The 12,552-nt window shown below is 63.5% G+C and carries 16 protein-coding genes; 6 read left to right on the top strand and 10 right to left on the bottom strand.

What is annotated here, in order from left to right:
* Positions 1–61: 61 nt before the first annotated feature.
* The 5 genes from VN004_RS06370 to VN004_RS06350 all read right to left on the bottom strand — a co-directional run bounded on the left by VN004_RS06370 (position 62) and on the right by VN004_RS06350 (position 3,912).
* Positions 62–940 (bottom strand): outer membrane protein, encoded by an 879-nt coding sequence (locus tag VN004_RS06370; protein ID WP_325608118.1) that lies wholly within the window; start codon positions 938–940, stop codon positions 62–64.
* 228 nt (positions 941–1,168) lie between these two features.
* On the bottom strand, positions 1,169–1,651 hold the full coding sequence (bfr, locus tag VN004_RS06365) for a bacterioferritin (protein ID WP_325608116.1): 483 nt from the start codon (positions 1,649–1,651) through the stop codon (positions 1,169–1,171).
* Between the two features lie 138 nt (positions 1,652–1,789).
* A complete protein-coding gene (locus tag VN004_RS06360; protein WP_325608114.1) occupies positions 1,790–2,035 on the bottom strand; it encodes a (2Fe-2S)-binding protein in 246 nt (81 codons plus the stop codon).
* Positions 2,036–2,265: 230 nt separating this feature from the next.
* Entirely contained in the window at positions 2,266–3,609 is a 1,344-nt protein-coding gene (gene glmM, locus VN004_RS06355) for a phosphoglucosamine mutase (protein WP_325608112.1), read from the bottom strand.
* A gap of 144 nt (positions 3,610–3,753) precedes the next feature.
* Positions 3,754–3,912 carry a hypothetical protein gene (locus VN004_RS06350; protein ID WP_325608110.1) on the bottom strand — a complete coding sequence of 53 codons (159 nt, stop codon included), beginning with the start codon at positions 3,910–3,912 and terminating at the stop codon, positions 3,754–3,756.
* 108 nt (positions 3,913–4,020) lie between these two features.
* Between VN004_RS06350 and VN004_RS06345 the strand changes: the two genes are divergently transcribed.
* Entirely contained in the window at positions 4,021–5,223 is a 1,203-nt protein-coding gene (locus VN004_RS06345; RefSeq protein ID WP_325608108.1) for an alpha-hydroxy acid oxidase, read from the top strand.
* Between the two features lie 30 nt (positions 5,224–5,253).
* On the opposite strand, the gene VN004_RS22510 is transcribed toward VN004_RS06345, so the two are convergent.
* Positions 5,254–5,445, bottom strand: coding sequence for a YodC family protein (locus VN004_RS22510; RefSeq protein WP_414710237.1), 192 nt, complete (start codon positions 5,443–5,445; stop codon positions 5,254–5,256).
* A 252-nt stretch (positions 5,446–5,697) separates the two neighbouring features.
* Between VN004_RS22510 and VN004_RS06340 the strand changes: the two genes are divergently transcribed.
* The 3 genes from VN004_RS06340 to VN004_RS06330 are packed head-to-tail and all read left to right on the top strand — an operon-like array spanning position 5,698 to position 7,793.
* Positions 5,698–6,099 carry a hypothetical protein gene (locus VN004_RS06340; RefSeq protein WP_325608106.1) on the top strand — a complete coding sequence of 134 codons (402 nt, stop codon included), beginning with the start codon at positions 5,698–5,700 and terminating at the stop codon, positions 6,097–6,099.
* 3 nt (positions 6,100–6,102) lie between these two features.
* Entirely contained in the window at positions 6,103–7,242 is a 1,140-nt protein-coding gene (gene grrM / locus VN004_RS06335; protein ID WP_325608105.1) for a cyclophane-forming radical SAM/SPASM peptide maturase GrrM/OscB, read from the top strand.
* Positions 7,239–7,793 (top strand): hypothetical protein, encoded by a 555-nt coding sequence (locus VN004_RS06330; protein ID WP_325608102.1) that lies wholly within the window; start codon positions 7,239–7,241, stop codon positions 7,791–7,793. The genes grrM and VN004_RS06330 overlap by 4 nt, the downstream gene beginning before the upstream one ends.
* On the opposite strand, the gene VN004_RS06325 is transcribed toward VN004_RS06330, so the two are convergent.
* Positions 7,790–8,752 (bottom strand): tripartite tricarboxylate transporter substrate binding protein, encoded by a 963-nt coding sequence (locus VN004_RS06325; protein WP_325608100.1) that lies wholly within the window; start codon positions 8,750–8,752, stop codon positions 7,790–7,792. The two genes, VN004_RS06330 and VN004_RS06325, sit on opposite strands and share 4 nt — an antisense overlap.
* A 173-nt stretch (positions 8,753–8,925) precedes the next feature.
* Positions 8,926–9,216, bottom strand: coding sequence for a hypothetical protein (locus VN004_RS06320; protein WP_325608098.1), 291 nt, complete (start codon positions 9,214–9,216; stop codon positions 8,926–8,928).
* Between the two features lie 157 nt (positions 9,217–9,373).
* On the opposite strand from VN004_RS06320, the gene VN004_RS06315 reads away from it, so the two are divergent.
* Complete coding sequence (locus VN004_RS06315) at positions 9,374–10,576, top strand: MFS transporter (protein WP_325608096.1); 1,203 nt, start codon at positions 9,374–9,376, stop codon at positions 10,574–10,576.
* Entirely contained in the window at positions 10,573–11,010 is a 438-nt protein-coding gene (locus VN004_RS06310) for an acyl-CoA thioesterase (RefSeq protein WP_325608094.1), read from the top strand. Before VN004_RS06315 ends, VN004_RS06310 begins: the two co-directional genes overlap by 4 nt.
* A 6-nt stretch (positions 11,011–11,016) precedes the next feature.
* Here VN004_RS06310 and VN004_RS06305 read toward each other — a convergent pair whose 3' ends face one another.
* Together VN004_RS06305 and VN004_RS06300 are read right to left on the bottom strand one after the other, a co-directional pair.
* A complete protein-coding gene (locus VN004_RS06305) occupies positions 11,017–11,637 on the bottom strand; it encodes a hypothetical protein (protein WP_325608092.1) in 621 nt (206 codons plus the stop codon).
* A gap of 108 nt (positions 11,638–11,745) precedes the next feature.
* Positions 11,746–12,531 (bottom strand): SDR family NAD(P)-dependent oxidoreductase, encoded by a 786-nt coding sequence (locus VN004_RS06300; RefSeq protein ID WP_325608090.1) that lies wholly within the window; start codon positions 12,529–12,531, stop codon positions 11,746–11,748.
* Positions 12,532–12,552 lie beyond the last annotated feature (21 nt).

Genomic DNA, 12,552 nt, shown 5'->3' with positions numbered 1-12,552 from the left:
GAAACGAAAAGAGGCGGGCCAAGACCCGCCTCTTTCACATCCATTTCGCCGAATTCGCTCGTCAGCCCTTGCGCATCAGCGGGGGCGGCGGGGCATAGGCCGGAGCCGGCGGATTGTAGACCGCGGGCGGCGGCGCATAGGCGGGAGCGGCAACCGGGATGACGGCATCGTTCGGCGACAGATTCCAGCGCAGAGCCAGCTTGAAATCGTGCGAGGTGACGTCGTGGAAGATCATCGGGTTGTTGACGGCATTCAGGCCATCAAAGCGAACCAGATCGCCCGATTGGAAGTCCCCGAGATTCACGTAGCGATACGCGAATTCCGCGGTGAAGTTCTTGGTGACCTTGTAGGCGATACCTGCGTGCAGCGCCCACGCCATTTCCCATTGCGAATGCTTGTCGGCATAAGCGACGCTGCCGTTCGGCGCATTGACGTCGCGGAAATTGTCGATGGTGTTGCGCGAGGTACCGATGCCGGCGCCGACGAACGGCGTGAAGCACCACCACGTGCCGAGATCCAGGTAGGCGTTGGCCAGGAACAGCCACTCCGACTTGGTTCCGTAATAATCGTTGGCACCCGGTCCGAAGCCGGCGCCGCCGGGATAGGTGTCGAAGCCGCGGAACGCGGTGCGGCCGCGATATTCACCAGTGACGTCGACGCGGAACCAGTCGTTGAACTGATAACCGCCGCCGAGGCCTGCGAGAATGCCGGTGTCGAAGTCCTTGTTGTGCACGACGACGGTGGAATCGAACAGCGCGTTGTCGATCGACTTCACCTGCTGATTGGTCATGCCGATATCGCCACGCAGATACCAGCCGCTGGTCTGAACGACCACCGGAGCGCTCTTGTACATCGGCGGCGGCAAATCGGCGGCGCCAGCTGGAGCCGCAATGGTCAAGGCCGCAGCGCCTGCCATCAAACTGGATTTGAGAATTTTCATGGTCCGTCCTCACTCGGCGAATGGAGTGCGCGGACCATCGCAGTAATTGTTTAAGCGTCACTTAACCTTGATTTTTAACCGCGATTTTTAACGTTCGCGACGTCGAACGGTGAGTTGATACCGCCCTCGCGCAGGCTTGTTTACGGGACGTAAAGCTTTCCAAACAGGACATTAAAAAAGCGCGGCCCGCAAAGGCCGCGCTTTTCGATTCGCCGCGATGCAGCGAGATCAATCGTCGTCGAGCTTGCCGATGCGGTGCTGCGAGTAAAGCTCGAGCCCGACCTTCTTGATCAGCTCCAGTTGGGTTTCGAGGAAGTCGATGTGATCTTCCTCGTCCTTCATCAGCTCTTCGAACAGGTCGCGCGACACATAGTCCTTCACCGACTGGCAATAGGTCGCCGCCTCCTGGTACAGGCTGCGCGCATCCACCTCGGCCGCGAGATCGCATTCCATCACTTCCTTGACGGTCTGGCCGATGCGCAGCGGATCGAGCACCTGCATGTTCGGAAAACCGTCGAGGAACAGGATGCGCTCGGCGAATTTGTCGGCGTGGTGCATCTCCTCGATCGACTCGGCCCGCCATTTCTTGGCGAGGTCCTTGAGCCCCCAATTGTCGAGAATGCGATAATGCAGCCAGTATTGATTGATCGCAGTCAGTTCGCTGCGCAGCCCCTTGTTCAGATAGTCGATGACCTTGGGGTCGCCCTTCATGGCCGCAAGCTCCTTTATTATTCCCGTGCTGGATCGCGCGCGATAGTTTGGACTAATTCTAATTTGTTAGAGACGGGCGCGCAAGCGCCCGCGCGCTGTCAAGGCGCGGAACTTCGAACGCAGTAGAGGGAAAACGGTTCAGGCGGCTTCGGCGGAAACCGGCTTTTCGGCCAGATCGCCGGAGACCGGGCAGATTGCACAACCTGTGGTGCAACGTCCGCCGAGGGCCTGGTCCATGATCGTCTTGATGGTGCGGGCGCACCGTCCGCATTGCGGGCTGCAGCCGAGACAGCCGTAAACCTCGCCCGTCGTCCGCGGCCGTTCGACGTGGCAGGCGGTGCGGATGGCGGTATCGGTCAGGACGTTGCAGGAGCAGACGATCATAACGCAGGAGCTGGCTGGCACGTTAGATAGTTTAACTTGCAACAATCGTTAGCGGGCGGCGCCCGCGCCCGCAAAGCGAAAATGCTGATTTTGTATGTAATCTAAACTGCTTCGCGCGCAGCGGGTTGAGCCCGATCAAGCCCGCATGGCTGCCTTCTTACTGCACCGCAAAAGGAGGCTGGCGCCCGCCCGGCAGGCCGGGCCGGGCCGGGCCGGCCCGCGGCGGGATATCAGGCCGCAGCCTGGGTCAGGGCCTCGACGATCTCGTCGACCACCTCTTCGACCAGATACTGGTCGTCGCCCTCGCCCATCACCCGGATCACCGGCTCGGTTCCCGAGGGCCGGATCACGAGGCGGCCATTACCGTTCAGCCGCGCCGTGGCGCCGTCGATGGCGCGCTTCACCGAAGCATCCTCCAGCGGCGTGCCCTTCTTGTAGCGCACGTTCTTCAGGATCTGCGGCAGCGGATCGAAGACGTGACAGACCTCCGACACCGGCCGGCCCTGGCGCTTCACCACGCCGAGCACCTGCAAGGCGGCAACGAGGCCGTCGCCGGTGGTCGCATAGTCCGACAGGATGATGTGCCCGGACTGTTCGCCGCCGAGATTGAATCCCTGCTCGCGCATATGCTCGAGCACATAGCGGTCGCCGACCGGCGTGCGCGCGAGCGTCAGGCCAAGTCCCTGCAGATATCGTTCGAGTCCGAGATTGGACATGATGGTCGCGACCACGCCGGGCTTGGTCAGGCGGCCATCTTCCTTCCAGCTTCCCGCAATCACGGCCATCAGCTGATCGCCGTCGATGACGTGGCCCTTCTCGTCGACGATCACCACGCGGTCGGCGTCACCATCGAGGGCGATGCCGACATCGGCGCGGACCTCGCGCACCTTCGCTGCCAGCGCCGCGGGCTCGGTCGAGCCGCAATCCTTGTTGATGTTGAAACCGTCCGGATCGATGCCGATCGCAATGACCTCGGCGCCGAGTTCCCACAACGCCTCGGGCGCCACGCGATAGCCAGCGCCATTGGCGCAGTCCACCACCACACGCAGGCCATCAAGCGACAGGTCGCGCGGCAGCGTGCGCTTGGCGAATTCGATATAGCGGTCCTGCACGCCGTCGATCCGCTTGGCGCGTCCGAGGTCGGTGGATTTCGCGAGTCGCCGCGTGATGTTTTCTTCCATCACGGTCTCGATCTCGGTCTCGACCGCGTCCGAGAGCTTGTAGCCGTCCGGCCCGAACAGCTTGATGCCGTTATCGTCGTAAGGATTGTGCGAGGCGGAGATCATCAACCCGAGATCGGCCCGCATCGAGCGCGTCAGCATGGCGACGGCCGGCGTCGGCATCGGACCGAACAGCAGAACATCCATGCCGACCGAGGTGAAGCCCGCGACCAGTGCGGTTTCAATCATGTAGCCGGACAGCCGGGTATCCTTGCCGATGACAACCCGGTGGCGATGCTCGCCACGCTGGAAGACGAGGCCCGCCGCCTGCCCGACCTTCAGGGCGAGCTCGGGCGTGATGACGCCATTGGCGCGCCCGCGGATGCCATCGGTTCCGAAATAACGACGTGACACTCTGGAACCCCCCAGTCCCCGCTAACCGTCAGGTCCGTTTAAGACCATCCTAGCGGACTCGGCTTCAAAAGTTATGAGCAAAGATTGCAGCCGCCCGGTGGCGGCGATTCACCCCGTTAATACCCTGAAATCACAGGCGTCATCTCAAATTTCGTCCTTGTCCTGCGAGCTGTGCGGAGGCTGGGTCACGTTGACCGGGTCCGAGCCCGGAAAGGTTTCCTCAAGCCCCTCCTCCAGGGCCTTGTCGAGCCGTTCCTTGTGATCCTTGCCGGACTCCTCGCCGTGCTTCCTGCCTTCGGTCATGACTGACGTCCTTTCCCTCACTCCCGGGCAGGAAAGCTGCCGGCTTTGCCGCGCTTTTTCCAGGCCCGGGCGCTATGCTACGAAAAAGCATATGGGATGGACACGCCGATGACGCCAATCACCTGCATCGAAGACTTGCGCCAGCTTGCCGAAAAACGGGTGCCGCGGGCGTTTTTCCAGTATGTCGATTCCGGCTCCTATGCCGAGGAGACCTTCCGCGCCAATCGCACCGACATGGAGCGCGTCAAGCTCAGGCAGCGCGTCCTGGTCAATGTCGACAAGCGGGATCTGTCCACGACCATCGTCGGCCAGAAGGTTTCGCTGCCGATCGCGCTCGCTCCGATCGGGCTGTGCGGCATGCAGCACGGCAACGGCGAGATCCTGGCCGCGGAAGCCGCCAACGAAGCGGGCATCCCGTTCTGCATGTCGACGATGTCGATCTGCTCGATGGAGCAGGTGGCGGAGGCGACGAAAAAGCCGTTCTGGTTTCAGGTCTATGTGATCCGCGACCGCGGCTTCATCGCCGATCTGATCGCGCGCGCAAAGGCCGCGAATTGCTCCGCGCTGGTTCTGACCGTCGACCTTCAGGTGCTCGGCCAGCGCCACCGCGACATCAAGAACGGCATGACCGTGCCGCCGCAGATCAAGCTCTCCAACGTGCTCGACATCATGTCGAAGCCGCGCTGGGTGAAGAGCATCCTCGGCGCCAAGAGCAAGACCTTCGGCAATCTCGAAGGTCACGTGAAGGGCATGGAGGGCGTCAACTCGCTGGCGCAATGGACCAACAGTCAGTTTGATCCGACGCTGAGCTGGCATGACGTCGACTGGATCCGCTCGCTGTGGCCGGGCAAGCTGATCATCAAGGGCATCCTGGACGTCGAGGATGCACGGCTCGCGACCAAATGCGGCGCCGACGCCATCGTGGTCTCGAACCATGGCGGCCGTCAGCTCGACGGCGCACCGTCATCGATCGCCATGCTGCCGAAGATCGCCGATGCGGTCGGCAACGACATCGAGGTGATGTTCGATGGCGGCATCCGCTCCGGACAGGATCTGTTCCGCGCGCTGGCGCTCGGCGCACGAAGCTGCCTGATCGGTCGCGCGTATATCTACGGGCTCGGCGCCCTCGGCAAGGAAGGCGTGAAAACCGCGATCGAGGTGATCCGCAAGGAGCTCGACATCACCATGGCGCTGACCGGCGTCACGAAAATCGCCGACATCAACCGCTCGACGCTCGCGACCGAAACCATCCCCGAAGAAACGCACGTGCTCGAACTGGCCGATACAAGAAAGGTGGCGGGGGGACGTTAGCGGCATCGCCCGTCGACGCGGCCGCGTGCGTTACGCAGCACCCGGCTCGCTTCCGTTATCGTGTCTCAGGCTGGTGAGCGGAAAGGCCCTGCTCCGCGGCTGCGGGCCCTCGGTGAACCATTCGCAAAAGGCGTTGTGCCGATCCACCATTGCAATCGTCATGCGCGGTCCACCGGATTTGAGGCTGACCGTATCGCCCGGCTTGAATTCCGAATCTGCCACGTGCGTTGTTCTCCGAAGCCCGAATCATCTCAGGCGGCGATTATCACAGCGCGCGACGTCTTGCATGGCGCCTCGCGTTGCCCGATGAACATCCGTATAGAAACAGCGTTGATCCGCTTACGATTTCACCGTTTGCCCCGCGTGGCAAAAAATTTTGCGTGACCGGCCGCCATGGATGCTTGTGTATCGACAATTGGCGGCTACTATGCGCGTCCTTCAGTCTGAACGCTGGCGAACAAAGGCGGTATTCCGATGGATAAGTTGTCGCGCCGTAACCTGTTGCGGACTCTCGCCGGTGGAGCGCTCTCCACTGCAGGCATTGTGACACTCGCCCGGACCTCACTCGCCAACGTACCGGAGACCCCCGCAGGCGCCCCGCTTTCCGATCTCGATGTCCAGGCCCGCGCGGCGGAGCTGGAATCGTCGGAAGTGCTCGGCGAGGCCGGACAGGCTCACGCTCAATTCATCAATCTGCCCGGCGTCGGCGGCTTCGGCAATGGCGGCCGCTTCCGCAACCTGCCGTTCGGCAATGGTGGCTTCCGCAACGGCGGCTTCTTCAACGGTGGCGGCTTCCGCAATGGTGGCTTCCGCAACGGCGGCTTCCGGAATGGCGGCGGCGGTCACGGGTTCCGGAACAGTTTCCGCAACCACTAGCCGATGATTTCTGCCGATCAGGTCGGTCCACTGGAACTGCTTGTTGTCCAGCCGACCCCGTTCTGCAATCTCGACTGCACCTATTGTTATCTTCCCGACCGGCTCGACAAGCGGAAGATCACGTTCGAAACACTGGAAAAGACCTTCAACTGGGTCTTTTCCTCGGGCCTCGTCACCCAACCCTTCACCCTGCTGTGGCATGCCGGCGAACCGATGGTTTTGCCGGCATCGTTCTATGAGCAGGCGACGGTTCTGCTGGAAAAATGCAACACCAGCGGATTCCCGATCACCCAGTCCTTCCAGACCAACGCCACGCTGGTGAATGACGCCTGGTGCGACTTCATCCGTCGCCGCAACATTCAGCTCGGCGTCAGCGTCGACGGTCCTGCGTTTCTCAACGACCGCCACCGGGTCGTCCGCAACGGCGGCGGCACCCTGGATCGCGTGCTGCGCGGCATGCAGAAGCTGCGCGAGCATGAAATCTTCTTCGATGTGATCACGGTGCTGACGTCGGCGTCGCTCGATTACCCGGACGAATTGTACGACTTCTACATCGAGCACGGCATCACCGACGTCGCCTTCAACGTCGAGGAAATCGAAGGCCCGCACGTCACCTCCTCCCTCGCTGGCGTCGGCATGGAAGCGCGCTTCCGCCGCTTCTATTCGCGCTTCATGGATCTTGCGTTCCAATCCGATCCGCCGCTGCGAGTGCGTGAATTCGAGGCTTCGCGCAATTCCATCGCTCACCGCGAAGAGCTTAGCCAACGGACGCAGGAATGCCGGCCATTCGGCATTCTCAACGTCGATTGCGCGGGGAATTTCTCGACCTATTCGCCGGAATTGCTGGGGCTCAGCAGCCCGCGCCTCGGCAGCTTCGCGCTCGGCAATGTCGCGACCGACACGCTTGAATCCATACTGGCGATGCCGCGTTTCATCGCGCTGGACGACGAAATCCGCCGCGGCGTGGAGGCGTGCAAGGAGAGCTGCCGCTATTATCCGTTCTGCGGCGGCGGACCGCCCGGCAACAAGTATTTCGAGAATGGCGATTTCGCGACGACCGAAACCTTGTCCTGCCGCCTGCACAAGAAGGCGACCTTCGACATTGCGCTCGACAAGTTCGAACGACTGAAGGCGATGATGTGAAGGCGACTTTTGCGATCGCGCCGAATTTCCACTGCAAGGGCTCCTGGTCGGATCGGCTGCTTGTCCAAGGCAGTGACGGCTGGCGTGCCCCGAACGGGGAGGAGCTGGCCGCGCTGACGACACAGCCGCCCGCAGACGACGGCAGCTGCATCTTTCTGTTTTCGGTGCCGATGCATTTGCGCAGCCGCTTCTGGGCCATGCTGAATGAGGAAGCCGCGGAAGGCCAAGGCGATTTCATCAGCTTCTCCGACGACGTCGCCGCTTTCCTGACATTCAAGGATTTCGCGCCGCCCGCAGACGCCGTCTGCGAGCTTCTGGTTCAGGACGCCGCCGGGCAGGTCGCGACCGCGGACATGTGGGGGCTCATCAATTTCGGCGAAGAGCCGGTGCAGCTGGCCTTTGCCGATCTTCAGCTGCGCCTCGACGCCGGCGAGGGCTGCCGCCTGATCGCGAATGCGCCCGCGGATGTCGTGCCACCCGCGGGCGAGGAGTTGAATGTGCTCTACGCCATCCGCACCGGCGTTGCTGCGGATGATGCGTCGGCGGGCTAGTCTTTCCGCAAACCAAGCGCCTTGATCAGCGGCCCCATCGAAGCGACCTCGTCGGAGACGAGCTGCGCCATTTCCTCGGGCGTGCTGGTCGCGGCCTGCGCGCCCGATGCGCTGAGCTGCTTGATCACATCGGGGTCGTGCGAGGCCCGCGCGAATTCCGCATGCAGCGTCTTCACGATGGCATCCGGCGTCCCGGCGGGTGCGGCAATGCCGAACCAGTTCGCGACGCGCTCCTTGGCGAGCCCGGCCTCGATCAAGGTCGGTACATCGGGGATTTGCGCGATACGCGCTTCCGCATCGATGATGAGGCCCTTCAGCTTCTTGTCGTCGATCTGGGGCTTCGCGGCGATATAGGACATCAGCCCGAAATCGATCCGCCCGGTGATGAGATCGGCCATCATCGGCGGGCCGCCGCGATAATGCACGTATTGCATCGGCGTGCCGGTCGCGAGTGCGATCTTGGCGCCGAGGAGATGCGCGGGGCTCCCCGCGCCCGGCGTGCCGAACGACAAGCCGCCATCCTTCTTCTTCGCGAGCGCAAGCAATTCCGAAAGCGTATTCGCCGGTGAATCCGCCGGCACCGCAAGAAGCTGCGCAAGACGGAAGGTCAGCGCGACCGGCTTGAAGCCGCGGATCGGATCGAAGGGCGGCGGATTTTGCATCGCCGGAATGGAGGCGAGCTGCGCGCCCACGACCGTCAGCAATGTGTAGCCATCCGGCGCCGCATTCTGCACGGCCGTCGCGGCAACGGCGCCGCCGGCACCGGTGCGGTTCTCGACCACGACCTTCCAGCCGGTGTTCTTCGACACCGCATTGGCATAGGCGCGCGTGGCAAGATCGGTGACGCCGCCCGGCGCGACCCCGACGAGGATGGTGATCGGCCGGCTCGGATAGTCCTGGGCGTGCGCAACGCTTGCACAACAAAGCAGCGCCGCCGCAACAAGGCACGCGATCCGCATCGGGGTTTCCTCCTGATTATGATGGGCGTGACCTCAAGCGACGACGCGCCACGCAACCGGCATCTTTTGGAGAGAAGCGAGCGGCGTCAAGCGGCGCACATTGCAGTCAGGCTGCGCACATTGCGCACATACGCCCGCGCGTGGGCATCGCGGGCAGCAGCCCACGATTCCTCTCAGAAACCGAACAGCGCGAACAGCGCGGCAAACAGCGCGGCGATCGCCGCGAATATGCCGAAGATCACGGCTGCGATGGCATCGAGTATCATCTCGATAACATCCAGAACCGAGCTCGCCGCGATCACAACCACGCAACAGCCGGACGCGATCAGCAGGGAGGTGACGAAGCCGACCGCCGCCAGCCAAAGCAGCCCAAACAACAAGGCGCTCAGCACGATCGCAGCGGCGATGCGTCGAACGGGACTGCGCCGCGGCGCCGGACGCCGGTGCTGCTCGTGCACGTCCATGGTCCGTATCTCTCTGTCGAGGCGTCTCGTTTCGTCGAACCTGCGACGAAAGCTAGCAAGGTCGCCATCGCCGGTCGAGATTGCGCGCTCGGACGACGCCGGGCGCGCTCCACCGCGCGCTTTCGTCAATCGGCCGCGGCCGCTAAGCTTGAGCGTCATGAAGGCCGGGACGCACAGCCCTTTTCTCACCGTCATCTGTCTCGGCATCGCCCAGATTCTCGCCTGGGGCTCGTCCTTCTATTTTCCCGCGGTGCTGGCCGAACCGATCGTCAAGGACACCGGCTGGCCGCTGCCGGCGGTCGTTGGCGGCGTCTCGCTCGGGCTCCTCGTTGGCGGCGTGATCTCGCCGCGCGTCGGCACGCTGATCGCCCAACACGGGGGACGACCCGTTCTCGCTGCTAGCTCCCTTTTGTTCGCCGCCGGCCTTGCCGGTATCGGGCTTTCGCCCAACCTTCCGGTCTACCTGTTCGCCTGGCTGATTGTCGGTCTCGGCATGGGCTCGGGGCTATACGACGCGGCCTTCGCCGCGCTCGGCCGGATGTATGGACAGGCCGCGCGCGGACCGATCACGCATCTCACCCTGTTCGGCGGCTTTGCGTCGACCGTGTGCTGGCCGCTGAGCGCATTCCTCGTCGAGAGCATCGGCTGGCGCGGCACCTGCTTCGTCTATGCCGCCCTGCATCTGTCGCTGGCGCTGCCGCTGCAGCTTTATGCGATGCGTCAACCAGCCAACGCTGAAGAAGAACCCGCAAACGCCAGCGAACGGGCAGCGGCAGCCCCTGTTACCGCTGATCGCCGCGAAACCGCAATCCTGATCCTGCTGGCGCTGATCCTGTCGATCGTCGCCGGGATCGGCTCGATCATCGTCGTGCATCTGCTCATCGTGCTGCAGGCCCGCGGCCTCGACTTCGCCGCCGCCGTTGCGCTCGGCACGCTGTTCGGCCCGGCCCAGGTCGGCGCGCGCATGGTCGAAAGCCTGTTCGGCACCCGCTATCACCCGGCCTGGACGCTGATGGGATCGGTCACGCTGATGGCAATCGGCCTCCTCCTGCTCCTCTCCGGCTGGCCGGTGGTCGCGCTCGCGGTGATCCTTTATGCCGGCGGCTACGGCATTTCCTGGATCGCGCGGGGCACGCTGCCGCTCGCGATCTTCGGCGCGATCCGCTACCCGCAACTGATGGGCCGCATCGCCATGCCGAGCCTCGTCGTCCAGGCGGTGGCGCCCGCGATCGGCGCGCTCGCCATCGAACGCCTCGGCATCTCGCCGACGCTCGCGATCCTGACCGCCTTTGCCATTCTCAACATCGCGCTGATGTTCGCATTGTCTTTGCGCGTGCGTTCGGCACAATCTGCGCCATGACCCGCCCTTCGCCCGAACGCCGCTCCGCCTATCCCTACCTGCGTGCCATTCCAACGCGCTGGATGGACAACGACGTCTATGGCCACGTCAACAACGTGACCTATTATTCCTACTTTGACACCGTGGTGAACGGCTATCTGATCGAGCAAGGCGCGCTCGACATCGCATCGAGCGCGGTGATCGGTCTCGTCGTCGAGACGCAATGCAATTACTTCAAGCCGCTCGCCTTCCCCGACACGGTGACGGCGGGGTTGCGGGTCGCGCATCGCGGCACATCGAGCGTGCGCTATGAAATCGGCATCTTCCGCGGCGACGACGAGAGTGCCTCCGCGCAGGGCCATTTCGTCCATGTCTATGTCGATCGCGCGAGCGGCAAGCCGGTCGCCCTGCCGCTGCCGTTGCAGCAGGCGCTGGCGCTGCTTGCGCCCCGATAGTCCCGCTCACATCGGCGGCGTCAGGCCGTCCTTGCCGACATTGACCCGCGCCGCACTGAATGTGCCATCCGGCTGTCGGACGGCTGCGACGATGAAGATTTTCGTACCGGGTTTCAGGTCGGCGACGCTGCCCGGCACATAGGTCACGATCGGCGCGTCCTTCGGCACCACGATCTTCTTCTCGCCGTCCTTGTATTTGACCGAGATGGTCTGTCCGTCGACACCGGACACGGTCTCCTGCACCGTCGCGTTGGTCATCATGCTTTGCGGCTGGTTGTCCCAGGGGAAATGCCCTTCGGCGACGCCGCGCAACGCTTCGGGAAACACATGAACATGGATCGCACGCTGCGTGCCGTCCGGCTGCGGGATCGACGACACGCCGATATAATCGTTCGGCTTGATCTGTTCGATCCTGAACGGGACGATCCCGGAGACGCCGACATTGTCGGCGAGCTTGATCTTCAGGTCGCTGCCATCGAGCGCCTTCACGGTCATCAACGAGCCGTCGAGCGAAACGATCTCGCCGCGGACGCGGACCGGCTTGTCCTGCGCGAAAGCAGGCATCGCGAGGCAGATGGCAATGAGAGCTGTGGCGGAGAAGCGTGTCAGCCCGATGCGTGCGATCATGGCAGTCCCCCCGTTATGCAGCGCGTCGGCGCGCCACTTGGGAAGGGGAACACCTGGGTCGCAGCGCTATTCCGCCTGTCGCTCCCCGTTCAGGAGAAGGGAATCCGCCTAATAAAATCCCGGGGTCGCGCCGCCATCGACCGGGATCGCCGCGCCCTGGATATGGCGCCCCTTGGCGCTGCACAGGAACACCGCCAGCGCCGCGACATCGGCCGCTGTCGCCATCCGGTTGATCCCGTCACGCGCAACCGCCTCGACGCGGATTTCGTCGATGGTCTTGCCGGCCGCGCTGGCCCGCTGGGCGAACAGGTCCTGGATGCGGTCGGTTTCGGTCAGGCCCGGATGGATGATGTTGACCGTCACGTCGTCCTTCATCCCGAGCCGCGACAGCGCCTTGGAGAAATTCGCCATCGCCGCGTTGCAGGATGCGCCGATGGTGAATTCGGCGCCCGGCGTGCGGGCGGCGCCGCCGCCGATATTGACCACCGAGCCCCGCGCCTCCTTCAGCATCGGCCAGAACAGCCGGGACAGCCTCACGCAGCCGAAGAATTTCAGCGCGAATCCGTCCTGCCAAAGCTCGTCGGTCAATTCGAGGAAATTGCCGGCGCGCGTTGCGCCTGCATTGTTGACCAGCACGTCGCAGCGACCGAGACCCTTCTTCACCAGCGCATGCAGCTTCTGGCAATCCTCGAGCTTGCGCAGATCCAGCACGGCGGTGACCGGCTTCGGCCCGCCCGTCGCGGCGATCGCTTCGGCAGCCGCGGCGAGATTGCGTTCCGAGGTCGCCGCGATCACAGTTTGCGCGCCCTCGCGCGCGAACGCCTCGGCGATACCGCGCCCGATGCCGCGACTGCCGCCGGTGACGACGACCACCTTGTTGCTGAACTCACCCATGGTCCGATGCTCGCGCCCTTC

The sequence above is a fragment of the Pseudorhodoplanes sp. genome (assembly GCF_035565855.1).
GTDB lineage: Bacteria > Pseudomonadota > Alphaproteobacteria > Rhizobiales > Xanthobacteraceae > Pseudorhodoplanes.
This window is presented reverse-complemented; position numbering and strand designations above follow the sequence as displayed.

What these genes read in the sequence shown, in the direction of transcription:
- bfr (WP_325608116.1), bottom strand. Translation starts at nt 1,651, where the DNA reads ATGAAGGGCGACCCCAAGGTCATCGACTATCTGAACAAGGGGCTGCGC.
- VN004_RS06340 (WP_325608106.1), top strand. Translation starts at nt 5,698, where the DNA reads ATGGATAAGTTGTCGCGCCGTAACCTGTTGCGGACTCTCGCCGGTGGA.
- VN004_RS06350 (WP_325608110.1), bottom strand. Translation starts at nt 3,912, where the DNA reads ATGACCGAAGGCAGGAAGCACGGCGAGGAGTCCGGCAAGGATCACAAG.
- VN004_RS06345 (WP_325608108.1), top strand. Translation starts at nt 4,021, where the DNA reads ATGACGCCAATCACCTGCATCGAAGACTTGCGCCAGCTTGCCGAAAAA.
- VN004_RS06310 (WP_325608094.1), top strand. Translation starts at nt 10,573, where the DNA reads ATGACCCGCCCTTCGCCCGAACGCCGCTCCGCCTATCCCTACCTGCGT.
- VN004_RS06360 (WP_325608114.1), bottom strand. Translation starts at nt 2,035, where the DNA reads ATGATCGTCTGCTCCTGCAACGTCCTGACCGATACCGCCATCCGCACC.
- grrM (WP_325608105.1), top strand. Translation starts at nt 6,103, where the DNA reads ATGATTTCTGCCGATCAGGTCGGTCCACTGGAACTGCTTGTTGTCCAG.
- VN004_RS06315 (WP_325608096.1), top strand. Translation starts at nt 9,374, where the DNA reads ATGAAGGCCGGGACGCACAGCCCTTTTCTCACCGTCATCTGTCTCGGC.
- VN004_RS06325 (WP_325608100.1), bottom strand. Translation starts at nt 8,752, where the DNA reads ATGCGGATCGCGTGCCTTGTTGCGGCGGCGCTGCTTTGTTGTGCAAGC.
- VN004_RS06300 (WP_325608090.1), bottom strand. Translation starts at nt 12,531, where the DNA reads ATGGGTGAGTTCAGCAACAAGGTGGTCGTCGTCACCGGCGGCAGTCGC.
- VN004_RS06370 (WP_325608118.1), bottom strand. Translation starts at nt 940, where the DNA reads ATGAAAATTCTCAAATCCAGTTTGATGGCAGGCGCTGCGGCCTTGACC.
- VN004_RS06320 (WP_325608098.1), bottom strand. Translation starts at nt 9,216, where the DNA reads ATGGACGTGCACGAGCAGCACCGGCGTCCGGCGCCGCGGCGCAGTCCC.
- VN004_RS06305 (WP_325608092.1), bottom strand. Translation starts at nt 11,637, where the DNA reads ATGATCGCACGCATCGGGCTGACACGCTTCTCCGCCACAGCTCTCATT.